This is a genomic window from Bacteroidales bacterium, from assembly GCA_014860585.1.
In the GTDB taxonomy this organism is placed as follows: domain Bacteria; phylum Bacteroidota; class Bacteroidia; order Bacteroidales; family 4484-276; genus RZYY01.
This window is the reverse complement of record JACZJL010000089.1, coordinates 1-24716: the sequence shown is the minus strand read 5'-3', so window position 1 is coordinate 24716 and position 24716 is coordinate 1. Positions and strand designations below refer to the sequence as shown.

The window sequence follows — 24716 nt, the reverse complement described above, 5'->3', positions numbered from 1 at the left end:
TTAGCAGTTAAAGATCAGGTTCTTCGGGTACTATGACCATAGCTCCTTCAAGTTCAAACAACGCATGGTTAAGCTTTTTAAGGTGAACAACCTTTTCGGCAGGATTAGTTGGGACAGGAAGTACGTTCAATTCAAGCCAGTTCTTGTAAGCATGTTCAAGACGGCTCAACTGCAGATTGTTAAGAAAATAAACCTGTGGCATGACATGCGCAGGTGTTTCCAGCCGCAGCGTTCGCTCTGCCAATTCCCTGAAATTCTTGTCCCGGAATTTCTCCAATTGAGCTGGAAAAACTGCTGTTATTCTGAACGAATAAGGATCTTTTCCCTCCTTGGTGATGTTGCCGTAATCGTTACGCAATCGTGGCAGCAAAGTATCCCTGATCACCTCAGCTTCGATGGTTTCGTTGTACTTCGGGCGCAACAACAAGTGCTCGATCACCAGTAACCCTTCTTCCGGTTCGTCATCCACGCCAATAAAGTGTTGGGTAATGAAAGCGGCCACTTCATCTATGGCAGCCTGAGCATCCTCCATATTATCAAAAAGTTGGATGCGGCGGGCTAAAATGTTATCATTTTCATCATATAGATTGAAATAAAATTTCCCATTCTTTGATGGAAGAATTTTAAAGTTGGCAGAATTTTTACCAAATTCCAATACCTTAAAAACCACATCATATCCTTTGTCAATCACCCGGTAATGTTTGTAGCTGCTGAGCAATATCCTATTTTCGCTGGAAAGAATTCTGAACCGGAACTCATCAATCACATCCACATCTATTTCCTGATAAAACTGGATATTCCCAAACGGACCTTTGGCCAGGAATCGTCTTCGGTAATCAGAGAAACCAAGCATACGTGATACTCTTTTTTCTAGCCCTGTGACATTTTCCGTATCCCAAACCTCAGCACCAGAGATTGTATTGAAAGCTTTTGCCCGCTGACTGCTAAGCAACGGATACATGCTCAGATAGTTCGCCTTTTGATCAATCAAATGGTTGGGCGCCTGCTGATTGTTTCCTGCAAACATCAGCAATGAATAATCGGTAAACTGATCATTGAAGCGTGCCATCAGGTGATCAAGGAACCGGTTCCGGCGATCGAGAAAAGTTTCACTATCCTCATTCATCGAACGCAAAGAGCTGAGGTAGTCATTATCCGGGTCAGCCTTAAATAACTCCCAGGCTTCATCAAGCAACGATTGTTTGGTTTCTTCAGCCTGACTTCCTGTAAACCCGGTCAGCAGGTGCATCACATCCGGAACCTGATAAATTGACTGCTCGAAATAAGTCCTGGCAATAGCATGGTCAACCGAAAAGAGGTTTTTCACATGGGCTAACTGTGCATGAAAATTTGCCAGCAATTGATCAAAAAACAGCAGGTAACCTTTCAATTGGCGAGCCAGTGCTTTACGCTCTGTACTGACATCTGAGGGCAAGCCCTGCCAGCCCGTGCCGTAAGTCAGCGGCAGGTCTTCCTGAATTGAAACAAAATCTGCAGTTTTCCTGTCACGTCCGACAGGAACAGAAAGCCTGCTTACGACCTCTTCCGTCTTGTCTGGCTGGGCAGTTCTGACCAAATCTTCGAACAACTCCTCGACAACTTTCCAATCAATGGTTTGATAAACATCACCCTTCTTGCAATTAATTCTTGATTTGCTGATACTTGCCACTGGCTTGTACTCCTCGTGGAGGTGCAATTGCACCAGATTACCAGAGGGCTGGCTTATCTGAATATTTTCGGTGTAATTGCTTAGTTTGAAATCGGTTACATACTTAATTTTATCAGGATTGCTGCTCATAAATACATTCAGTATGTCCGAAACAAAAATTACTGAACTTTGCCTCAGCGGGGTCAGGTTCTCATCTTTGATAAACCCATGCTTCAAGAGCGGGCCATCAAAAATATCTTCCGGTGAAATCTTCTGATCGAGTAACTCTTCCAGCGTAAAAAATTTCACTGCGGGACTAAGGTGTTGGTGCACGGCGAATAGCGCACTGGCAAGCACCTGGTGAGAATCGCTGTCGAGGCTGAGGCCAATCTCACCCTGAATGGCTATCTCCTGCGTTCGGACAACTTTAATTGAAAAGAAATCTTCACACAGGTTGCGGTGTTGATTGAGAAAACCGCTAACATAATCAAGATAGTGACAGATTAAAATCTGTTTATGGTTGAAGAAGGAAAAAATTCCCTCATCAGAAATTTCTTTCAGACGATCAGCAATCTTTTTCTTTAACTGCTGCTTTTTTGATTTCCAGTTAAACTTGTCTGAATTCACTGAAATCCTGAGACTGAGGTCATCAATTAATGCATTGTCGTGCGAAATTTTGGCTTTTACATCAAAATCGTACCAGGGGTCGGGGTTCTCCGTCATTAAAAGTGATACCTGTTCCAGTATGATCTCATTCTTCCAGACATCCGGGACTTCCTGGTAGTTTGGAAAATAAACAGAAATCTCAGCAGGATGCCTTGCCTGTCCATCCACAATATCGATATCAAAACGAACGACCTCCGAATTCAGATTGCCCAGAACTGGGTCTTCGGCAAACTCAAGCCAGACATCATAAAGTCCTTTTAATTTGATCTCTTCGTTTGGTCTGCCGTTTTCATCGGACTGGTTGTATGTAAGTTCTTGATTGTTCTCATCATAGAACACCCTTTGCTCGGCATTTTTTGAAGTTTCAAGCCAGGCATTCCGGATAAAAGGCAGGTCAATCAATATCTTTCTGAAGTCGAGAATGGTCAATGGATGTGAAGGGAGTATCTGATGAGCTTCGAAAAAATCGGGTGAATTACCAATTTTGTTTTCCGGGTGGCTGGCAAGAAGGTCTTCAATAGTAAAATCGCAACGGTAACTCAGGTCGGTTATGGCATAGCAAAGCAGTTCAAGTAATGTAACCCCGGGGTCATGGGTGTTGTAGTCGCTCCACAACTTTCCCGACAACTGCTGGAGATGGGCGATTCCGGCCTCTCTCAGTTGTTTGAAATCGAGCGATTTTCTGAATTTCTTCTGCTTATTGATGTAATTTTCTAATAACATTCCTTCATACCGGTTTTAAATCTTTGTTTTACCTAAAAATTAACCTTCCGAATTTGAATATTCTTTGATTAAAAGAAAGGGGAGCCGAACCGTCCAAACCAGCGAAGGATGCCCTATTACAATTACTTATGCCGTGAACGCCGTATGCCGTTGGAGTCATGCGTCTAAAGATATCCGGAACAAACCCTGAGACAAAGTGCAGCAGATGTCTGACAGAAACTAAACCCAAGTGTACGCCCGTTTCTCCGTTGTCGCTTTTCTCTTTTGCTTTCAGCTAAAAACATCGACTCAACCTCCATTGCCGAAGGCTCCATCTTGCGATAGATTTAAACTTTGCCGCCAGCAAACCTTTCAACAACCACCGTAGCGGTTCCCTACTCAATGTTGCCGCAGGGCAAAGCCCAACCCCCAGCAGGCAGGATGCCTTATTGCAATGCACTGTCTTTTAAAACATTACTTATCAGAGCCTCTAAGTGCGCTGAATTGTCCTATTTCTACTTCTAACAACAACCTTTTTAAACCTCTATACTAAAGGATGCCTTTTTTCAGTGCCTTTTTACAACGAACGATCAGCAGTTGCCCGCCTGTGCTTTCCGAAGTCAGCCAAACAGTACTTCTACCTTCATCCTATGCTCAACCTTTTACACGCCGCGACCGCGTTCGGACTCCCCTTTCCCTTAAACAAAGAACTTGATAATAATAAGTTTAAATTTTAATGTCTGATTTCATCGTTTCAATTTCTAAAATCTGCAATCTTACATCGCTACCTTGCCATTCCCCTCGATGGCTGTACCAGTTCAAACACCGGTTTGTATCTTTTTACCTTCGAATTGCTGAAATAACGCCTTCTGTAACCAAGTGAAAATGTTTCGGAAAATGGCCCAAAAATCCTTTTCCCATTTACATTTAACACAATCCGTAGCCTGAAATATTCGAACCGGCGGTTAAAATAAGTTCTTGCCGGAACTGGATTAACCCCTTGCCCTTTTGGAATCCAAAACCCGTCAGTGATGTTGTTTGGTATTGGCTTAAACCACTTTACGGGCTCCATATCAATCAGTTGCTTGCTCCCTGGAATTCGGTTCAACGGGAATTCAGTGCGCCTGGGTGCATTGTGCGATTTGGTGTCGTTGTGTGCAGTATGAGCCCAGCGCTTAGATCTGAGTCTTGTGCGCTTTGCCTTATTTTTATAAGTCTGTTTGATTCTGCTTTTGTACCTGTATACCCAGATTTGTGGTGCATGATCCAGGAAGTGCTTATCGGAACAATCCTCCCAGTAAGCATAAAGCCGATCAGCCGTGCACTCTATTCTTGGAGCAGGGATAAACACTTCGTGGGTTGCCGCAGAGTCTTTGGTTAGTGATCGCCAGGCTTCACCGTCGAAACCTTCAAAGTCGGTCCCAGTCCACCTGATCACCCCTCCAATCCGTTCACCGGAATTGCTAATCTTAATTCCCCCTTTGACATCGAGCTTAGCCTGAGGCCTGTTTTCCCCAATTCCTACCCGCTTTTCGCGGTTGCCGCCAGGAATAATGATGTAAATTTCGTCATCCAGTTTGTTGATGAACGAATCAATCAGATCCCTGAAATGCTCCTCAGTAGGGCGATCGCCGTTCTCAAAGTAGGTTTTGATATTTCTTCTTGTATTTTCACTCATGACAGTAAGTTTTTAATTTTCATCAACATACAACTTTAGCCTGGTTTGAAACCCCTGCATTTTCGATAATTTCGATCCGATGCTCCTGAGCCGACACAAGGATTGAACGGGAAGTTCGAGGCTCAGCTTTGTCAACATCAATCAACGTTTCGTCGACGCCTACATAAAAATCCTCCAGAATTTCCATACAACCGATACCCCAATTGGGTTTGATATGCGACATCCGGAAATCCATCACATAATCAACGTAATCACGTTTTTCGACAAAATAGTAGATGGCTGATTTGTAAATCGTATTGCCAAAAACAATGTCCTCTCCCTCCTCATAAGCCCACGGCGACAGGAAATGCTTAATATCTTCGTTCAGTTTTGTTTTGTAATAACCCGGGTCAAATCCTGGCTTAAAAGCTACTTTAAAATCCACCTGAACCTCTTCATAAATTGGATTTTGAACAAACACTTCAACAAACGGCGAAACATATTTCGAAGCACAGTCTTTGATCTCAAGTAGGGTATTCCTGCCCGTTCGGGGTTGTAATGGGTTCACAGCATTTTGATTGCGAACTTTTTCGATCACTACAATGGTGATATGCCCAGGCGCCGTGTCAGTAGTTGCACTGGCATGGTTTAAAGCTTTTACTTTATAAATGTTTGGAAAATGGCCAAGTACTATCCTTTCGATATCCCATACTGTGACTCCGCGGTTTTTATGCCGTAGCCGCTCACTAACCCTGGTATAATAAGGCACAGGATAATTGTTTCCCTCTTCCGGCTTCTGACCGCCAAAGGAAGCAAATGGCTGAGTTATTTTCTTAATCGAAGAATCCTGTACCAGCAGTTTACTGATTGTTTCAGCTTTCAACGGATTATCGTAGTGTGACGAATCATTTCCCTGATCATTAAAAACTGCACTAATAGCTTGCGGGTAGAGCCCTATCATTTTATTTATTCCACGAACATCGCCATCGTATGAGGCACACAGCCAGTGAAGTTTAAGTGGCATTGAGGGGTTAGCAGAAACAGCTTCTTTTGGAATATTGAACAGGATAATCCCGGTTCTCAGCAAACCATGAGTAGAATCCGAAATGATGTTGGCAGCAATAAATTCTTTCCAGCCATCAGTTCCAAGGTAACTCCAGGTAATTTTCTTCTGGTCGTCGATCAACTCAGGATCGGCACTGTCCTCAGCCACCTGGAAAAGAAGGGATAGGTTTTGTGGTGGATTCAAGTCTTTCAGCCCGATAAAGAAATAGCCTTGCTTATCAAAATTGGGCAGAAGGAATTGGTTTGCAACCTGTTGACTCATTTTAATCTCTACTTCGCCAAATGGATAAACATGAAAGAAGGCGTTTCCCTGAGCATCTGCTGTTCCAGTCAGATCAATAACCGACTCGCATGTATAATCAAGGGTCAGGTATTCCATAACCGGCGTATAGGGCGGGTTTGGCAATGAAGGCGCAGTTTTGTCATCTAAAATAGCCTTGCTAACTACCACCGATTGTTTGGCATAGGCCGTTGGAAATTCCATGTGACCAAAATCCTGACCGGAAATTTCCATTTTCAGGAATCCCGATTTAGTTGTGTGACTGAATCTGGAATTTGTTAAAGGTTGGTCAATTTGATCAAACCGGAAATTTGCGGTATTTAGTGTGTGGCTTAACTCATTGTTTCCCAAATGAGTAAATCTGAAAGTTCTCTTTTTATACCTTTTGGAAATTTCTAACACCTGGAAGAGTTTTCGCTGAGCGCTGATTTTTTCTTCCTCCCAGGCAGCCCTGTTCAGTGCAGCGACCTTAAAAGTGAAGCCATCATTGGTATAGGATCCATTGTAATAACTGTAGTAAGAATTGAATCCGAATAATGAGGTCGGCAGGTCTTTCCATTTATAGCGCAATTTCAGTGCAGTTAGCTTTTTATTGAAAGCCTCATTACATCCGATATAAAAAACTGAACCTTTTACCGGGGCCGGTCCGAATGGCTGGAAGGGTTTTTCCCCATCTACCAGCCCCAGTTCATTTTGCAGTATAAGACTTTTAACTCCATTTACATTCACACTTAAATTGATCTGTCTGAAGGAAAGCGATCGCAGCCAGTTATAAGGATGATTGGCCAGTTTACTGTTGGTTAGGATTTTTAACACCGGCTGTCTTGTATCAAAATTCCCTTGGTGAATTTCTTTATCATAACCATTTACCGATGGTTGATCTGCTTCAACGACTATCGAAAGGATAAGCAACCGTTCGTCAGGATTCCATGATATTCCAACATTCAAATCCTCTATCCACCCCTTTTCGCCAGTGAGTTGTGCAACCAGTGAATTATCCAAATTCCTGTTTAGCAAGGAAGCCAGCTTCAGGTTGATAGTGGCAGGCAACTCATTAAGATGCGAATTGAGGGTAATGATTCGCTGTCCTTCATTTAGCAAAAATACCGGTGAGGCGATTGCAAAACCGATACTGGCTTCGGTCATTGTGCGTTCTGTAACGGACAATCCCGATTGTGATTGACCAAAAGCTGACCATTTGGGCTCTTCTGATTCAAAGTCAGCTCCCTTTCCATCTGCTGAATTGGCTGCATCAGCTGAGTAAACAGCAAACTGGCGGGCACGATCCACAAAAACAGAACGCAGACTTTCAATTGAAGCCTTGTTCAGGATAATTTCCCGTTCACTTTCATACATGATCGGTTTACCGGATTTGTCCTTACCTCCGGAGAATTTTGTTCCTTTTGCCAACTTGTGATCAACAACGTGCTTAGCTGTCTCGATTAATAAGTGAACCTTATCCGGCACTGCAGCACGTTGCTGAATCTGTAAAAACCGTTGGTAATAGTGATCTATATGTCGCTGACCAATTTCATTCAGGTGATCGCGGGCTTCCTGGAATAACTTCAGAAACGTGAGTACCAGCGCAATATGAGGCTCATGCTGCCGGCTGAAATCAGTAAAAAAAGGTTGCCAGTCTCCATCCCTGCGGCACTCGCGGTTGTAAAACTGGATCTGTCCGGCAAATTCGCTGATGAGTTGCAACAAATCGTCGGTAGTCTTTTCATCAATCTGCACATACGAAGGATCGAAAGCCGCAGGCAGACGGTCGAACCGGTTCGTACCGTCGCGCCTCAAAATGTGTCGTATGTTTGTTATGCAAGCCATCTATTGTTTTTCGATCAGGTAAACAAAATTATATCTCGAATTGGTGGTTCGGATTGTGTAATCGACAATTAACGTTATCTGTCCTTGAACACCTTCTCGTTCATCGATTTCAATTGCATCCACAGTAATCCGCGGTTCATGATACAAAATGGCGGTTTTCACCATTTCCTCCATATAAGTTCTCAGGGCTAAATCCATCGGCTCAAACAACAGCCTGTCGAGGTTACAGCCGTAGTCGGGCTGCATTACCCGCTCGCCTGGACGGGTACTTAGGAGGATTTCGAGGCTCCGTTCAATATCTTCACGCCCCGAAGTCATTTCCACTGAACGGGAAACTTTATCGAAAGCGGGTGGGAAGGACCATCCCGTGCCTAAAAATGCTATGTTATTATCGCTATTCATGTTATCCTCCGATCATTACAGTTGGAAAACCGGCAACAATATTTCCTCCATGAGCTGTTGTATCTCCCTGTCGTGCAGCAGGTTTTCCGCCAAACATCACAGTGGCTGAACCTGCAACAATTGTATCGGGCGGTCCAGTGCAAACGGCCATGTCGCCGACTACAGCTGCCGGCATCCCTCCAATCAGCACGGTCGCGCAGCCCGGACCCGTTACCGGTCCGCCAACATGCGGAACGGGCGGCGTACCCGGTGTCTGCATCGGGCAGAGGTGCATATCTCCTATCCTTGCTGCTGCCGGCATAATCAATTAATTTGTACCAATGAACCTTTTATAACAGTTGTTCCTGAACTTGTAACTTCAAGTCCGGCGCTCCCCTGCGCGTTCAATTGCGCCGAAGCCTCTATCCCAAGATTTATGCCTTGAATCTTTAAATCCCCTGTGGCTTTAATCATAATATCTTTTCCGCTTTCGATTTCAATACCGTCTGCATTTAGTTTAACAAAGTTATTATTAGCATCTTCCAATAAAATCTCCTTTTCGGATTCATCAATTTTCATTGTATAACCACCAGGGGTTGAAACTTCGATGACTTTTTTATCCTCATCAAAGGCGATTTTCATACCACTGCGTGTGATCAGTGCTTTTTCGTGATTATCGTCAGAACCCTCAATAGATGAAGGTTTGGCGCTGCTATGCATACTCCCGATGATTACCGGATTTCTTGGGTCGTCGTTCATAAAACCAATTACCACTTCATCCCCAATCTCAGGACGGAAGAGAAATCCACGGTTGCTCCCTGCATACGGTAATGCCAATCTTGCCCAAATGCCTTCATCCATGAGATGTATTGCAGGTAATTTTACTTTTACACGGAATTCACCTTTGGGATCATTTTCTATTGCGGTAACGATACCCACATGGAGACCGTAAACTGATGGAGTTAAACCTGACGCAGGAATTTCCTGCAAGTTTTCCATAAATCTCCTGGCAAATGTTTCAAATGATAAACCGTAAGAAAGATGAGTAATCCAACTGCCCCCATCAATTACATGACGCACGCCCGAAACAGGAACATTACCGTTGAATCGCTCGCCTAAACCGTTTAGCGTAATCATCAGGCCGGGTATCATCTCAGAATTCCCATGGATGGCAATGTTTCCGGTGTTAGCTGCCATGCGGCTTCTGTTAAGCATAGCATCCGACCACGCTTTCAACTCTTTATCGCTAACCTGACCAGAATGGCGGAGAGTGAGAAAATCAATTCCTGCCGATGCTGCGAGTGCTTCTGCACTTAGGTTGCCAGGCTGTGCAGTTGTTGCACCTGCGCCTTCTATCTCAACAATATCCTGAACTGCACTATCCCAAGATTGTGCATGAATACCGGAAACCTGTGTTCGTGCATCAATTTCAGCGTCAAAACTGATCAGGTTGGCGCCGTATGAAATGGCTAAAGAAGGCGGCAGGGTGGTTTCAATCTTTTTTACCGATATATTTCCATCATTCACAAATACAAATAGGCTGTTCATTTCAGCACGCATGTTGATAAAATCCCAATCGGTGACGTTGTACTGGACAGTTTTTTCATGAATGTCCGGAGTTGCTGTCACATCATTTGAAAGTCCATATTCTGAAAAGATACCCGAAATCACATCACTGTCAGTGCTTTCGTCAAACATCCTGTTCTTCCTTCCAAGGCTCATTTTGTAAACTTTATCCCGACATTCAACAATCAGAGCAGAAGCCTGCGTACTGCTTATTTTTATTCCATGTTTAATGATAACACCCTTAAATACAGGTTTGATATCACTGTGAAAACCAGCCATTATTTCGAGTTCCTTTCCGGGAATAAACATATCGGAACTACTTGCAGCAAAAGTCTGAGCCGATGGATCGCCGTCAACAATAACTAATTTAGCTGATGGGATGCGGTTCACCTCGCGATTTATTTCAATCCGCAAAAACCGGAAATCACGATGAACTTCCTGTCCGTCAACTTTAACAACGAAAGTAACCAGATCAGTGTTTGGGGCGATATTTGGCATGAGAAAACTCATCAATCGTTTGAAGTTAAAGGTGGAAAATATATCTCATCACCAATTTTCAGTTTCCTGAAATTGTCAATTCCATTAACCCTGGCTACTTCGGGATAATAAGAGGCATCGCCATAGATTTCATGGGCAAGTAAGGGAAGCGTATCACCCTCGCGGACAACCCTGGTATGGGTTAAGTCTGGTGAGGATCGATTTGCCAGAAGGCTTTCGAGCATACTTTCGACATGCTCAATGAATGTTGCAGAGATTGTAGCGCGTAAAGGGGTTCCATCCTGTCGGAACAAATCGTACTTGACATCCATTTGCGAAAGAACACATCTTGCAATGAAAGTACCCCATTGAATGATCAGGTAATGAGGTCGGTGAATTTCGCCAAGGTAACCCACTGTATATTTAAATAAAAGAACATCAGCGAAAACCTCGCGTGATTCACCTGAAGCACCGGTTCCGTCAACCAGGAAATCAAATTTATAAACCTGCGCCTGGTAACCCCTGAAAGCTGGCTCGCCGGATGTGATTCCCGGTGCGTGAAGCAGATCGTAGAGCACCTTTTGGCTCACACTGAACGACTCCGGATTAAACATGGCAAGGTAGCCTCCAACCGGCGGTCCACCGAGCATAAACTTCGGGGTCTTGAATGCAATGATTTTCAGTTTACCAATGACGTCAAGCATTTAACGTTCGTTTTTATTTTGGATAATGGTTAAAATTTTCTCCAGACTTTCAGCCAAAACATCCTTTTTGAAATTGTCAGATTGCTCTGGCGTTGATTTGTCACTTTGCCCCGTTTGGGGCTGATTCCGCACGCTGGCAGTAATCACCAGTTCCCTGATTTCAATTGAATCTCTCGACTTTAACGGCAAAGTACCCATAATCAAATGCGTTTAAAATATTGATAAGCCAATTCAAGCGTTTCTACCACAATGGCACTCTTGTCGGCATCAAGCGTTGAGATGCTCCATTTTACCGGCCAGGCATTGATGAAATTAAACCCAGCCAGCGGTTCGTGCTGGTCATTAAGCAAAAGCACCTGGACTGAAGACGGTTTTATGGCCAGGTTTTCAATTGCATCCTGACACCATTTAGCTATCGCAGAGTCTGTTATCATCCCCCTTTTTAACACAAGATTTGAATATTTTGCCCTCACTGGAAGTGTGTGATGAAAACGGTTTTCGCCACCCTCTTTTACTGTGATGGTTTCGAGCAATGAATCAATACCTGATACTTCCATAAAAGACGCATCAGAGCCGCTTACCTCGAAACTGACCAAAAAGTGAAATGCTACCGGTGGATATTTCATTATACTTCGTTTTCCAGCGTTTTCTCAGCAAATTATATCATTTCAATAGTCAACCCTTCATGCGCTATTTCAAGGGTTTCTATTGCCACCTCGTTGCCATCAGATTTAAGGTCAGTGCTCTGGATTTTTACCGGCCAGGCATTTCGAACTTTCCATACAACCCTCGGGTTGTGCTCAGAATCGAGCAATGAAATGATTAGGTCCCTGCGTTCTATTTCATTCAGCTTCACAGTATTCCACCATTTAAAGAAGTCATTATCTGTTTGAAAAACCCCTCTTTTAAGTGTAATGTTGCCAAATTTCTGCATACCGGGCATCTTAGTTTTGGCGTAGTCTTTCATATCGCCGCTGCGATACTCAATCACTTCGGTTTCTACACCCAAGCCGGTAACTTCTGAAAATCCGATTTTTGAACCACCCCATTCGACCTGGAAATGGAATTTTGGTAATGGATATTGAGCCATGATTTATAACATTTAGATTTTTAATTCTGTTGTTTGTATCAGGATTGCTGCATTTTATGCGAGAACCTGAGTATGATAAATTCGGCAGGTCTTACCACAGCCATGCCGATTTCGATGATTAGCTTTCCATCAAGGATATCCTGTGCGGTCATAGTTTGGCCTAAACCAACCTTTACAAAGAATGCATCCTCTGGTTTTGCACCGGCCAGTGCACCACCTCGCCATTGATTGGTGAGGAAGTTTTCGATCATAGCCTTCACCTTAACCCAGGTGTTGGCATCATTTGGTTCGAATACGAAACGTTCAGTTCCTTTCTTGATTGACTCTTCGGCGAAATTGAAGAACCTGCGCACGTTCACATATTTCCATTCATTGTCATTGCCGGCCAATGTCCTTGCTCCCCATACCAGTACTCCTTTTCCGGTAAAAAAGCGGATTGCATTTACTGACTTCCCGCTTCCCGGATCAACATTCATAAAGTTGTTATCGTCATTGGTGATCCCGGTTAACAGCTTTTTCACACCATTAAGACTTACATTAGCAGGGGCTTTCCATACTCCGCGCTCGTTATCCACACGGGCATAAACTCCGGCAACAAATGGTGATGGAGGAAGTTGAACTGTGTTTTTCCTGATTTCGGCAAATAGCTGATTGTACAATTGGGGGTTCTGGGTTTTCAGCACAGCAAGCGTGGTGTAGGCTCCTGTTAATGGGTCATCCGCACCCTCTTTGTTAACAACGTGGGTGATGGCCAGCGCCGGATTCACGTTCAGAGAAAGGTAAGTGTCAATAAAAGGGAAATAAGCAGCGCCATATTTAATTTGAGCAAGGTCATTGGAAATAGAGTTTCTCAATGTTTCGATGTCATCGCGCAAATCTCCTTCTTCCGGGTAAACATCCATGATCACAAAGCGGTCGCCCAGCTTGTTGCATTGTGCCAGGGCGCTGTTGATTAATCCATAGTATTGTCCGGCCTCTGCTACATTTGTCCCTTCCGGAAAAACGATCAATGTAGGTTCGTCCACCTCTTCGAGTAAGTTCAGTCCATCCTCAAGATCATCCGGGTCAATATTCCCGTCTTCAGGATAGCTGCCGGCTGAAACAATATAACAAGGGCCTCCACCATTGTTAAAGTACTGTTGAAGAGCATAGTACATGTTGAATTTAGACACAGAGTTCCTTGTAAACGTGACAACGGCATCGCGGTTCAAGAGATGATCGTCGGCATCCGTTTCGTCGGTGATCTGGATAGCAAATGCACTGTTTTCGGGATAAGCGCCTCCAAAAAACTGCTCATTCTCGAGAAGCGATGTGATCCTGAAAGGTTTGGTGATCGGTTCCTCGCCTTTCATAGCAGTTTGTGTATATCCTATGAAGGCGGGAATTGCTGTTTCTACAGCAGCAATGGAGGGTGGAAACTTTGATATTTCTTCCACATACACTCCTGGTGTTCTGTATTCTTTTGACATGAGAATTATGGTGTTGGTTTATAGTTTAAAACAGAATTCTTCATTATTTCTCCTCCATTTCTTTGGTATTAACAAACACGTCTTCAATTGGAGGACCGGTGGAAATCATCACATCCCGTACAATCTCAACAAGCCTTAATTTATAGATGACCGACGGCAGGTATTTACCACCGAGCGATGCCCACAGGTTGTTTTGTTGCTCAAAAGTGAGGGATACCAATTCTACAAGTACTTTCTCAATTTCAGGATCGAGGCCTGCGCTGTTTTGATGATTAAATAATGGCTTGGCCTGGAAAAACCTAATAACCCGTGAAAGGTTTTTCAGTGCTTCCTTGTAGTTTTCTTCCGTATCTCCAAAGTAAGCAGATATGAGCACATATAAATTCAGGTAAATGGGCGGGTGAACCTTTGAAATTTCATCATCAGAAATCCGCCGGTAAGGATTGGTGTTTTTGAGTGAGGATTCTTGTTCAATATTGATCAGCGTCAATCCTATTTCACTCACATTGGTTTGACCATTCATGTTGACCAGGTGACCCAATACAACTTTCTCCGATTGGATGGTTTCCATCAGAAAAGAATTAATTTGATCGCGCAGGAAAATTAATGTTTGGTCTATCATATCAAACAAAGGTTTTACCAGTATAACAAAGGCGTTAAAAACAATCTCAGGCATCAAAAATTCCTGAATTTTGAAAGTGTAAAAATAATACACCTTTCATTAGAAGTCAAATAATTTTTGAATTATTCACATACTTTAACCTCATGTTAACAAATGAATATTGGCAGGAAATGGATGTATTAACCCTTATTATATTGGTTAGCAGTGATAAACGGGTAATTTTTAGAAGAGGTAAGTAAAAACCAAACAGCTTGAATTAACCAGGTAAAACGAAGATAAAAATTAGCCCGCGATAATTCGTTTGTGAATATCAATCACCTGTGGGATCAATAAATCATCCTCATTGTTCTGAATCATGTAATCGGCGTAAGGGATCTTCCTTTCTTCTTCCCACTGGTTGGCCATTCGTTGAATAACCTGGGTTCTGGTTGAATTGTCACGCTTCATCACTCTGCTAATCCTTAGTTCTTTGTCCGCTGACACCATAATGATTTGATCGAGTTGCTTATGAAACCCGGTTTCGATGAGGATTGCTGCCTCATAGATCAGATAGGGAGAATCTTTTTGCTGTGCCATCCAGATTTCGAAGGCATTTCTGACAGCAGGATGAATGATGTTGGTGAGTTGCTTTAGCCGTTCTTTATCTTTGAAAACGACTGCTGCCAGCATCTTCCGGTTAATTTCACCTGAATCAAAAATCTCGGAGCCGAAAAAGGAGCGGATTTGCTGTTTCACCTTTTCAGTTGTCAGGATATTTTTAGATTCCAAATCAGCATCAAAAACAGGAATTGAAAGCATCCTGAAGATGCTGGACACCATTGATTTACCACTTCCAATATTTCCTGTTAATCCAACTTTTAACATCATTTCAGGATGATATATTCAACATCTGAAGGTACGATTCTGACAATCTTTGCGTACGAGGGATAGTCGCGAATGATAACATTTATCCTTTTACCCGAAAATTCCTTTACACCCAAAAGGTCAACCTGACAGGAAAACATGCTTGGCTCAATCCTTTTGAAATCCTTAAGTGCAACCATATAGTATACTTTTACCTTTTCAGGAAAAAGTTTTACCCTTGGGCTCCCCGGGGCAATAATTTGTTCGATTTGTACTTCAATCTCAGCTTCAGTATATTTCTCAACCTGCAAGGTAATAAGGGCTTCCTTTGGTTCGATTTCATAAAAATCTTTACTGGCAGGCATCAGGATGGTCACTGTTTGATGTATGCTCTCAGTAAGATTTTCATATTTTAGTGGGGCAGTTTTTACAAAATAAATTTTTTCAATTGCAGCTGCAGTTCCGCTTAATTTAACATATTTAGGATCAACTGATAATGAGTCATAAGCAAAATATTGTTTTGTTAAAGTGTATTCTACATCAGGGATTACAGGCACCGATTTTGATTGCTTGTCTTCAAAGTGCAGCACTATATTTTCAGGAACCACATATTCAATTTGCCCTGGAAGGTTGTACCGCTCGACAATCTGCTGAGCAAGTGGAGTGGTTCCAAGCGTAAGCTCAGAAAATCCTTCAGGCATTTGCATCCTGTAGTTGATTAAATTGATTTCAAAAGGCTTCTTTTTCAAAAAGTAATTGTACCTCAGCAGCCCGAATCCAGAAGCCCTCACATTAATTCTAAGTAAGCTATCGGGCTTACTAACCATCACCTTGTCATCAGGAATGCTGATAAATTGTATGGGTAATTCAATGTCAGCCGTGTATTGATAAGCGAACTTTGTTAAGATCCACAACAAAGTAGAAATAACCAGGCAAATGAAAAACACCGTTGTTTTAGAACGGTAGTTTTGATCTTCAGGGCTTATCAGGCGTTTAAAGATATTCATGCCGTGGCATTATGCATTTGTTTCAAACAAATTCAAAATCCAGTATTTGCACCATAAATCGTAACCTGGCAAAAGACGACCATTTGTCAGAGACAGGTCACACCATTTCCGGCTACTTCTGCTGAATAGCAGTCTGCTCGTCAAGTTGTGAGCTGCTGTCTACAGCAGCGGCGCTCTTCTCAATCCGCAAGCGGCCCTCACCTTCAGTCTGGATGATCAGTGTAGTTTCTTTCACTTCTAAAATCCTTCCATGAATACCTCCAATAGTGATGATCTTATCCCCTTTTTTCAGGTTTTCACGGAACTTTTTCTGTTCTTTGGCTTTGCGTGCCTGTGGCCTGATCATGAAAAAGTAAAAAACTACGATCATTAGCAGGATCATGATGAGAAATGATGCTCCACCTCCTTCGGAGCCTTCGGTGCCCTGCATCAGAAGAACAAAATTCAACATTTGATTGGTCATAAAAATTGTGTATTTTAAATTTGATAAATGTGTTTAGCGTTAATTTTTTTCAGGAGTAACCACCATCGCTTTGATGTTCAAAGTTGTTGTATTTGGAATTGTGTTTGTCATCACAGTAATGGTCTTATGCTGAAACCCTTTTCTGTTTTCACTGTCAAAAGCAACAGATATAATACCTTTTTCACCTACTTTTATCGGAGTTTTAGTAAATGTAGGAACAGTGCAACCACAACTTGAACTGACATTGGAAATGATTAGTTCGGACTGACCTGTATTGGTAAATTTAAAAGAGTAGGTTACCTTTTCGCCAAGGATTATCCTTCCGAAATCATGGGTATCCTTTTCAAAGGAAATTACCGGTCCGCTGTTCCCAGATACCTTATCCGAGGCAGATTTTGGGTTATTCACCAGGTCAGGCGGAAGATGATCAACACTCCTTTGGTTACATGCAACATTAATACTTAACAGGAAAATGAAAAAAAATAATAATCTCATGATTTGTTCACTCTTTCCAACAATTTAAGTGGCAAAAATAGTACATTTATGGTTCATGGAGCTTACCAACTAAATAACCGCTCACATTGTTGCAAATTGCACAACCAATCTGCCTTCCAATTGTTATAAAGTGACCAATTCCATCACAATGAAAGTTCTCCTCACAGGCGCCACCGGGTACATCGGTAAAAGATTACTCATGGTTTTACTCAGTAAAGGTCATCAGGTTGTTTGTTGTGTAAGGGATACGCAGCGTTTCCCTGCTGAGTTACTCTTAACACATTCTGACCTCTCGTTGCTAGAGGTTGATTTCCTGAAAGAGGCGCCTGATGCTGGTGAAATCAAGGATGTTGATGTGGCTTACTATCTGATCCACTCCATGAGTGCCAATATCAACGATTTTGAAAAGCTGGAGGCCACCACAGCTTACAACTTTATCCAACTAATTGAGAAAACATCAGCGCGACAGATCATATATTTAGGGGGAATTACAAACGAAGAAAAGTTATCAAAGCACCTTGCATCAAGGAAAAAAGTAGAGGATATACTCGGGCAAAGTCATATTCCACTTACTGCCATCAGGGCAGGGATTATAGTTGGTTCAGGAAGCGCGTCTTTTGAAATTATCCGCGACCTGGTCGAAAAACTTCCGATAATGGTGGCGCCGAGATGGCTAAATACAAAAAACCAGCCCCTTGCTGTCCGGAATGTGATTGAGTACCTTACTGGAGTATTGCTCAGAAGTGAGACCTTCAACAAGTCCTTTGATGTGGGTGGACCTGAAGTTTTGACCTATAAGGAAATGCTACTGCAATATGCCGATGCGCGCGGATTAAAACGGTTCATTTACACCGTGCCGGTCATGACACCCCGGCTATCTTCCTATTGGCTTTATTTTGTCACTTCCACTTCCTACAAACTTGCTATTAATCTGGTTAACAGCATGAAAGTTGAAGTGATAGCAAGGGACAATCAACTCGAGAAACTTCTCGGTATTCACCCAATCCCTTACAAGGAAGCCGTTCTTATGGCATTTCAGCGAATTGAACAAAATATGGTTATTTCGAGCTGGAAAGATGCACTCGCTTCGAGTTTTGCTGACAACTCTTTGCTTGACCATATAAAAGTACCTTCATTCGGCTGTTATAGTGACAAACGAGAAAAACCAATTACCTGTGAGGTGAACCAGGTTCTGGACAATATCTGGTCAATCGGCGGGGATCGTGGGTGGTACTATGGTGACTGGCTTTGGAGACTCAGAGGCTTCATTGACAAATTGTCCGGTGGAGTCGGGCTGAGGCGTGGAAGAACGAATCCCAGCAATGTACAAACGGGAGATACGCTTGATTTCTGGCGTGTACTGGCTGCTGACCGGCAAAATAAACGTTTGCTGCTGTATGCTGAAATGAAACTTCCGGGTGAAGCCTGGCTAGAGTTTAAAATTATCGAGAAAGATGGGGGGCAGTTTCTTCAGCAGACTGCAACCTTTCGCCCCACCGGCCTTGCAGGACGGCTATATTGGTATGCCGTTATGCCTTTCCACTTTTTTGTGTTCAACGGGATGGCCACCAACATCATACGGTATAGAGTCAATTCGTCTAAACAATGAGTTAATCTGTCAACAGAAATATTCATCCGGATGAAAATCAGTTGTAAGCTGCCGGTACTCTTTAGAAAATTCCCCTGAATGCATTCTTAAAGTAATCTCACTGAAAACTTGATTTTCAGGTTTTTCTCTTGAAAATAGCATCACTTTCCTGTTAGGATTTTTATCTGTAACAGGGATAATCGAGTAACAGTGCATCAGGTAAAAATTCATCGAAACAGCCCGTTCAAGAAATTGATCAGCTTCGTACACCGGCAAAATGATAGCGATCAGCCCCCGGGGGGTTAAAAGTTTATCCGATGATCCGATAAAGCTTTTAAAGTCCAGCTGATGGTTATGTTTTGCCAGACTTAGTCGTTCATTCACAGGTAACAGGCTATTCTGAAAAAAGGGTGGATTGCTTACAATCAGGTCGTAACTGCTTTCAATATTACCAGCAAAATGCTGAAAAGATACATTGATGGCATTGAGCCTGCTACTCCAGGGAGACTGCCTGAAATTTTCTCTGGCTTCGGCTACTGATGGTGCATCAATATCAATTGCATCAACACGTGAAGATGATCGTTGTGCGAGCATTAGTGCAATGATTCCGCAGCCTGTTCCTACATCGAGTATTTTTTCACAATTTTGGCGAACAGGCGCCAATGTTCCCAACAATACTGCATCAGTACCAACTTTCATTGCAGACCGATGATGTGAAACACTGAATTGTTTAAATCTGAACCTTTCCATGGAAACAATTCTCACTTTGAATTAAAGATCAATTAATCCGTCGGGCAGATCCATAAAAAGCTGCTTTTTGCGCTTGTTAATACGAACGATAAAATCGTCAACGAGGGGAATAAGAACTTCCTTTTTGTGATAAAAAACCTGCAGCAAGTTCTGCTCTGGCGCTTCAAGTACCTGGTTGATTGGACCTAACTCTCCTATCTTGACATCGATGACCATAAATTCCAAAATTTCATGAAAGTAAAATTGATCCGAAGCAAGTTCCGTCAACTGTTCCGACGGTAGAAATACGCTCAGTCCAACAAGATGTTGTGCCTTCTCCGGAAAATCATAGTCTTCAAACAGAACCTGAAAGCCATCCTGACCTTTCAACTTTAAATCCCGAACAAAAAAAGGTACTAATCCGCCATCGATTTCGAGGAACAACACTCCAGAATTGATGTAAGTTTCCGGGGAATCGGTAACCGCTAAGATGGTTACATCACCAGATTTTTTGTTGAACTTTGTGATTTTACCAAGTAAGAAAAAATCTTCTTTTTGCATAATTGATACAAAAAAACCGAAGAAAATCCGCTAATGCTTATTTTCTCCGGCCTTCTTAAATTTATGAACTAATCTGAAGCTATCTATCTGATTAATCCCGGTTTATTCTTCTGCATCCGTTGCTGCATCAGCATTCTCAGCCATTGCAGCTTGTTCTTTGGCTGCTTTCTTTTCCTGTGCGGCTCTAACCTGTTTTTCGATTTCGTCAGCACGTTTTTTAGCGATTTCAGCAGCGCGTTCTTCCTTGATTTTTACCTCTTCTTCGTGGGCTTTCTTCAAATCTGTACGTTTCTTGTTTTCAGCTTCTTTGATTGAATTGAGCAATCTTTGTTGCTTGGCATCCATCCACTCCTGAAATTTCACTTCGGCTTCATCGGCTGAAAAAGCCCCTTTTGCAACCCCCTTCAGCAGGTGATTTTTGTAAATAACACCCCTCATCGAAAGGAGTGCGCGGACTGTGTCAGTAGGTTGAGCGCCGACCTGGAGCCAATACAAGGCTTTGTCGAAGTCAAGGTTGATCTCTGCCGGATTTGCAACCGGGTTGTAAGTACCAATCCTTTCGGTAAATCTTCCGTCACGTGGTGCCCGACCATCCGCAATAACAATATGGTAGAAGGGACGCCCCTTTTTACCATGTCTCTGCAATCTGATTTTTGTTGGCATTTTACTTAATTAAATGATTAATAAACAATTGAAAATTGGGCGGCAAAGATCATACTTTTTCACGAACTAAAAAATATTCTTTGTAAAAAGTTGAGTATTTTTTAGTCATGAGACAGTTATGAAGACCTTTCAATAAATGAAGTTATGATTGAATTTAACCTTTATTATAGAAATCGGTACTTTCGAAAATCTTATCCGCTGACTTGGCAATGAAACCTGAGTAAAGTTCACCATTTGCGTCGGGATAACGCCGGGCAAATTCGTAATAACAACCAGGAATTTCGAATGATCCTTCTTCAAAATCAACAGGTATCATCTCCGATTTGATACTCGACTGTTCTAATAATTCCGCCGGTGTTCCTTTGACCTCACCACCAGAATCGTTGATCTGAAAACCGTTTTTCTTCAGGAAACTATTCACTTTTTCCACTGAATGTAGAGTTCCAAGCCCATTAACACTCACCGTGAAATGATTGGCGCAAAAGCCATACACATAAAGCCAGCCGGCATATTCAGATTCCTGACGCAACTGCTCATATGTCTCATAGGATGGCGAGCCCCATAGGTTACCGGCGTATATCAGTTCGTCAGAATTTAACATATCAGCAGGTATCATATCAATAGCTGCCTTAATGGTTTCCTGCAAGTAATCGCTGAACTCTTCAACTTTCAGCTCGCTGATAAACACGCGTGGAGCCTTTGAGTCTGATTTGTGTTCATAATGTTTTGCAAAAAGTTTCTTGGCTTCAAAAACATATTGCCCTTTTTCTTCATAACCGGCTTTAATGAAAGGTTTTGCCAACACTTCGATATTTATTCGCGGATCATTGAACGTCCTGAAAGCAATATGATCGTTATAAACTACTTCACCTGCCTGGACAAACAAATCGTGAATCCGCTGCACGGAAGGATTTTGCCTGGCGTAAATATCCCATAGTTTTTCAAAAATTACTTCTTTAGTCATTGTCATTTACGTTTACTGTTTATGTTTGTGATTTAAAATAATCCTGACATGAATTCTTCCAGATCAACATTGCTGAAATAGAGATCAAGGTTGACCGGGCTAAAAACCTCCCTGAGCCTTTCGGGAAGATGCGGCTCGTTAATCAATAATTGTTCAATTTCTACGGTATCCCGCACCCCAAAATAATCTCCATAAATCTTTGCCTGTTGAATAATACCGTTTTGAACATCGAGCAAGAACTCGAGGCTTCCCCCATTGGCTTTGAGCATTTTCCTGAAAGTGTATTGAGGGGAATACCCAAAATTCCATGACCAGGTGTTGTATTTTCCTTTCACCAATGCATCGATTGCAATGATGTCCTGATCAGAGAAATCTATAACCCTTACATCAGCGTATTTGCCTGTGATATGATCATGGATGAGTGTTTTAAAATCCATCACATCCATCTTTGAAGTCAGGTGTTCGCTGATGTTTGTAACCCTGCTTCGGACCGATTTCACTGCTTTATCCAGAAACTTTGCCGGGCTCACTTTTAAGGCATCCGAAAGGTCAGTTAACTTGGACGAAAACAACAAGGTACCATGGTGTAGCACGCGGTTTTTGTAAACATGCTCGGCATTGCCAGAAACCTTTCTGCCATTAACGGTGATGTCATTTCGGCCCTCAAACTTAGCATCAAGTCCGAGTGATTGCAGAACTTCAATGATTGGATCGGTAAACTGCCTGAAATTGACCAGCTTTTCATGATCACCATTGCGGATAAATGTAAAATTGAGGTTGCCCAGGTCATGAAAAACTGTTCCTCCACCGGAAATCCTGCGCACTACCGGAATGTTGTTTTCTCTGACGAAATCCAGGTTAATCTCAGCCAATGTATTTTGATGCTTACCTATTATGATTGATGGATGATTGCGCCATAACATAAAAATATCCTCAGTAAATGACTTCAGGACATACTCCTCGGCTGCGAGGTTGAAGTAAGGATCGGTTTGATTGCGCTGGATAAGGAGCATTTTGCAAGGTTAATGATAAAAAAACTTACCCAATTAACCCCAAAGTTGATACTTTGATCGCATATTTGAAAAATTTAACACAGAAAAAAGAGATGAGGTTGATTCCAAGTTAGGTAAATTATTCCTCCGTTGTATCTTCAACATCCGGAACATCTTCAGTTGTATCTTCGGCAGTGTTGTCAATATCATCACCCGAGTCCACCTGTTTGGTAAACTTTTCAACTTCCTCTATTGAATCCACTTTCACTTTCACCTTAATCAAATAGGAAGCATCCGCAGTGTCCACCGTGATGACATGCATAAAATCGTTGTTGCCTTTGTTTATGCGCTGCACGTGATTCGACCATCCGTCGGGATACTTTTTCTTGATCGCCTCCATTACATCCTCGGTAATGTTTTCGATACTTTTGATAACACGTTTTTTCTCCATCAGGATAAAATATTTTTTGTTATATTTTTGATTTTCAATAAATAATAATTAAAAACTCAATTAATTCCGAGGGGCAAATTAACTAACTCCCTCGGATAAAAACAAGCCTTTTAACAAAAGAATTTAAAAAAAATTGCCTGACAATTCCTTTCGAAAGTCGTGTACAAATTAAATGTTGGAAAAATAATTTTGTAAATGTCTATTATTTAATTATTTAAATAAATTTCGATCAATAAAATCCTTTACAAAATTTTGGACCAGTCATACTCAACCCGATCGAGAAATAGAGCATTTGCCGGTACAGAAATGCCGGCATTTTGACGGTTTTTACTTTCGACAATTTTTTTGAATCCGTCAATGGATATTTTTCCACGACCAACATCGATTAATGTACCCACAATTGCGCGAACCATGTTGCGCAGAAAGCGGTCAGCTGTGATCGAAAAAGTAATTGTGTTATCCTGTTCAGTCCATTGAGCATGCGTAATCCTGCAGGTATTGGTTTTTACATCGGTGTGCAACTTAGAAAAACTGGTAAAATCATAATAATCCAGAAGGATTGAAGCGGCTTCGTTCATCAAATTGAGATCAGGTCTGACGTACCAGTACCAGACATAAAGCCTGTTAAAAGGATTTTTTGAAACAGCAATATGGTAGGTGTACGTTCTTGAAACGGCATCAAAACGTGCATGTGCGCCAGTATTAACGGTAAAAATCCGGTTGATAACAATGTCTTTGTTCAAAAAATTATTCAACTCTTTAACTACATCATCAAGACCAGCGACATCCAATTCAATCTCTAAATCAAAATGTGCATAAAACTGCCTTGCATGCACACCGGCATCCGTTCGGCCACACCCTGTAATCCGGCCTGGAAGTCCTGCTTTATACTTTAGTCCAAGCTCCACCTGTTCCTGTACAGACCGCGATCCGGGCTGAGCCTGCCATCCATGATATGCCGAGCCATCGTAAGCAAGTTCGATAAAATATCGCATCAAATCATTGTTAAAAATGCAAAATTAAGCCAATATTCGAAAAAATTGATGAACAGTCAATTTTAGCTGTGGCCAATCAAAAAATTATCTAATTTTGCCCCAATCAAACGAAAATTATTGTCGATAAACACCTCGCAAGTTTTAACCAAAATCACCAAAATCTTTCGCAATTTATTCGAATTTAGCTATTTCCAAAATAAAGTGAGTTAAAAAATTAAGAAAAATCTGTCATGGAAAAAAAGAAAAAAATTTTGATTGTTGATGATGACATTGATGTGATCACAGTGCTGGAGACGATTTTATTCAAAAACGGTTACGAAGTGCATTCGGCAATGAACAAAGTCGAAGGCATTGAGAAATTGCGGAGCGTCCAACCTGACCTGGCTATCCTTGATGTGATGATGACCACCCAGTTTGAAGGATTTGAACTTGCTCAACAAATGCTCAACAGCAAGGAGTTCAGCCATATTCCATTCCTGATTCAATCGTCAATTGACATCCTGATGACAAATAAGCCAAGCATCCAGGAGATGGCCCGCGAGTTCAGAAAAGATCCGAACTTCAAGGATCTTCAGGTAATCCTGGTAAAAAATATCGAAGATGGGTCAGCAGGGATTGATTACAAAGGTGAAGATGGGGTTTCGCATTGGTTTCCGGTGCGTGGTTTTATCAGAAAACCGGTGGATGCTCATAAAATCCTCCCTGAGATCGAAAAACATATCAAATAGCAAGTTAAATGATGATCGCTCATAAAGGGGGCTGTCTCAAAAATTTGGATTTAACCCGAAATGTTGAAAATCAGGAATTGCCC

The 24716-nt window shown here is 42.1% G+C and carries 25 protein-coding genes; 2 read left to right on the top strand and 23 right to left on the bottom strand.

The features are described 5' to 3' along the window. Positions 1 to 7: 7 nt before the first annotated feature. From IH598_08900 to IH598_08825, 16 genes are all read right to left on the bottom strand, one after another. A complete protein-coding gene (locus IH598_08900; GenBank protein ID MBE0638626.1) occupies positions 8 to 3037 on the bottom strand; it encodes a DUF1508 domain-containing protein in 3030 nt (1009 codons plus the stop codon). A 763-nt stretch (positions 3038 to 3800) separates the two neighbouring features. Then, complete coding sequence (locus IH598_08895) at positions 3801 to 4694, bottom strand: hypothetical protein (protein ID MBE0638625.1); 894 nt, start codon at positions 4692 to 4694, stop codon at positions 3801 to 3803. 22 nt (positions 4695 to 4716) lie between these two features. Next, a complete protein-coding gene (locus IH598_08890; protein MBE0638624.1) occupies positions 4717 to 7845 on the bottom strand; it encodes a hypothetical protein in 3129 nt (1042 codons plus the stop codon). Continuing rightward, on the bottom strand, positions 7846 to 8247 hold the full coding sequence (locus tag IH598_08885; GenBank protein ID MBE0638623.1) for a GPW/gp25 family protein: 402 nt from the start codon (positions 8245 to 8247) through the stop codon (positions 7846 to 7848). A 1-nt stretch (position 8248) separates the two neighbouring features. Next, positions 8249 to 8548 (bottom strand): PAAR domain-containing protein, encoded by a 300-nt coding sequence (locus tag IH598_08880; protein ID MBE0638622.1) that lies wholly within the window; start codon positions 8546 to 8548, stop codon positions 8249 to 8251. 2 nt (positions 8549 to 8550) lie between these two features. Further along, positions 8551 to 10302, bottom strand: a complete 1752-nt coding sequence (gene vgrG, locus IH598_08875; protein ID MBE0638621.1) for a type VI secretion system tip protein VgrG — start codon at positions 10300 to 10302, stop codon at positions 8551 to 8553. Next, the gene (locus IH598_08870) at positions 10302 to 10973 is read right to left on the bottom strand and encodes a hypothetical protein (protein MBE0638620.1); all 672 of its coding nucleotides are present in this window, start codon (positions 10971 to 10973) and stop codon (positions 10302 to 10304) included. The genes vgrG and IH598_08870 overlap by 1 nt, the downstream gene beginning before the upstream one ends. Next, positions 10974 to 11171, bottom strand: a complete 198-nt coding sequence (locus IH598_08865) for a hypothetical protein (protein ID MBE0638619.1) — start codon at positions 11169 to 11171, stop codon at positions 10974 to 10976. 2 nt (positions 11172 to 11173) lie between these two features. Beyond that, entirely contained in the window at positions 11174 to 11599 is a 426-nt protein-coding gene (locus IH598_08860; GenBank protein MBE0638618.1) for a phage tail protein, read from the bottom strand. A gap of 32 nt (positions 11600 to 11631) precedes the next feature. After that, on the bottom strand, positions 11632 to 12063 hold the full coding sequence (locus tag IH598_08855) for a phage tail protein (protein ID MBE0638617.1): 432 nt from the start codon (positions 12061 to 12063) through the stop codon (positions 11632 to 11634). Positions 12064 to 12101: 38 nt separating this feature from the next. Beyond that, the gene (locus IH598_08850; GenBank protein ID MBE0638616.1) at positions 12102 to 13532 is read right to left on the bottom strand and encodes a phage tail sheath family protein; all 1431 of its coding nucleotides are present in this window, start codon (positions 13530 to 13532) and stop codon (positions 12102 to 12104) included. Positions 13533 to 13575: 43 nt separating this feature from the next. Then, on the bottom strand, positions 13576 to 14154 hold the full coding sequence (locus IH598_08845; GenBank protein ID MBE0638615.1) for a DUF4255 domain-containing protein: 579 nt from the start codon (positions 14152 to 14154) through the stop codon (positions 13576 to 13578). Positions 14155 to 14436: 282 nt separating this feature from the next. Then, on the bottom strand, positions 14437 to 15021 hold the full coding sequence (locus tag IH598_08840) for a dephospho-CoA kinase (protein MBE0638614.1): 585 nt from the start codon (positions 15019 to 15021) through the stop codon (positions 14437 to 14439). Continuing rightward, on the bottom strand, positions 15018 to 16004 hold the full coding sequence (locus tag IH598_08835) for a hypothetical protein (GenBank protein ID MBE0638613.1): 987 nt from the start codon (positions 16002 to 16004) through the stop codon (positions 15018 to 15020). Before IH598_08835 ends, IH598_08840 begins: the two co-directional genes overlap by 4 nt. A 112-nt stretch (positions 16005 to 16116) precedes the next feature. Beyond that, positions 16117 to 16455, bottom strand: a complete 339-nt coding sequence (gene yajC / locus IH598_08830; GenBank protein ID MBE0638612.1) for a preprotein translocase subunit YajC — start codon at positions 16453 to 16455, stop codon at positions 16117 to 16119. A gap of 51 nt (positions 16456 to 16506) precedes the next feature. Next, positions 16507 to 16962: a DUF1573 domain-containing protein gene (locus IH598_08825; GenBank protein ID MBE0638611.1), complete on the bottom strand. Its 456-nt coding sequence runs from the start codon at positions 16960 to 16962 to the stop codon at positions 16507 to 16509. Positions 16963 to 17110: 148 nt separating this feature from the next. Here IH598_08825 and IH598_08820 point away from each other — a divergent pair, with 148 nt between their 5' ends. Continuing rightward, entirely contained in the window at positions 17111 to 18571 is a 1461-nt protein-coding gene (locus tag IH598_08820; GenBank protein ID MBE0638610.1) for an SDR family oxidoreductase, read from the top strand. A gap of 9 nt (positions 18572 to 18580) precedes the next feature. On the opposite strand, the gene IH598_08815 is transcribed toward IH598_08820, so the two are convergent. The 7 genes from IH598_08815 to truA form a co-directional block, all read right to left on the bottom strand. Continuing rightward, positions 18581 to 19300 carry a methyltransferase gene (locus tag IH598_08815; protein MBE0638609.1) on the bottom strand — a complete coding sequence of 240 codons (720 nt, stop codon included), beginning with the start codon at positions 19298 to 19300 and terminating at the stop codon, positions 18581 to 18583. 21 nt (positions 19301 to 19321) lie between these two features. Next, positions 19322 to 19840: a 16S rRNA processing protein RimM gene (gene rimM / locus IH598_08810; protein MBE0638608.1), complete on the bottom strand. Its 519-nt coding sequence runs from the start codon at positions 19838 to 19840 to the stop codon at positions 19322 to 19324. A 102-nt stretch (positions 19841 to 19942) separates the two neighbouring features. Then, positions 19943 to 20503, bottom strand: coding sequence for a 30S ribosomal protein S16 (locus tag IH598_08805; GenBank protein MBE0638607.1), 561 nt, complete (start codon positions 20501 to 20503; stop codon positions 19943 to 19945). A 154-nt stretch (positions 20504 to 20657) separates the two neighbouring features. Next, positions 20658 to 21467: a DUF1338 domain-containing protein gene (locus IH598_08800; GenBank protein ID MBE0638606.1), complete on the bottom strand. Its 810-nt coding sequence runs from the start codon at positions 21465 to 21467 to the stop codon at positions 20658 to 20660. A gap of 32 nt (positions 21468 to 21499) precedes the next feature. Beyond that, a complete protein-coding gene (locus IH598_08795) occupies positions 21500 to 22480 on the bottom strand; it encodes a lipoate--protein ligase (protein MBE0638605.1) in 981 nt (326 codons plus the stop codon). Positions 22481 to 22598: 118 nt separating this feature from the next. Next, positions 22599 to 22910, bottom strand: a complete 312-nt coding sequence (locus IH598_08790; GenBank protein MBE0638604.1) for a hypothetical protein — start codon at positions 22908 to 22910, stop codon at positions 22599 to 22601. Between the two features lie 242 nt (positions 22911 to 23152). Continuing rightward, a complete protein-coding gene (gene truA / locus IH598_08785) occupies positions 23153 to 23908 on the bottom strand; it encodes a tRNA pseudouridine(38-40) synthase TruA (GenBank protein ID MBE0638603.1) in 756 nt (251 codons plus the stop codon). Positions 23909 to 24135: 227 nt separating this feature from the next. Here truA and IH598_08780 point away from each other — a divergent pair, with 227 nt between their 5' ends. Next, positions 24136 to 24633: a response regulator gene (locus IH598_08780; protein ID MBE0638602.1), complete on the top strand. Its 498-nt coding sequence runs from the start codon at positions 24136 to 24138 to the stop codon at positions 24631 to 24633. Positions 24634 to 24716 lie beyond the last annotated feature (83 nt).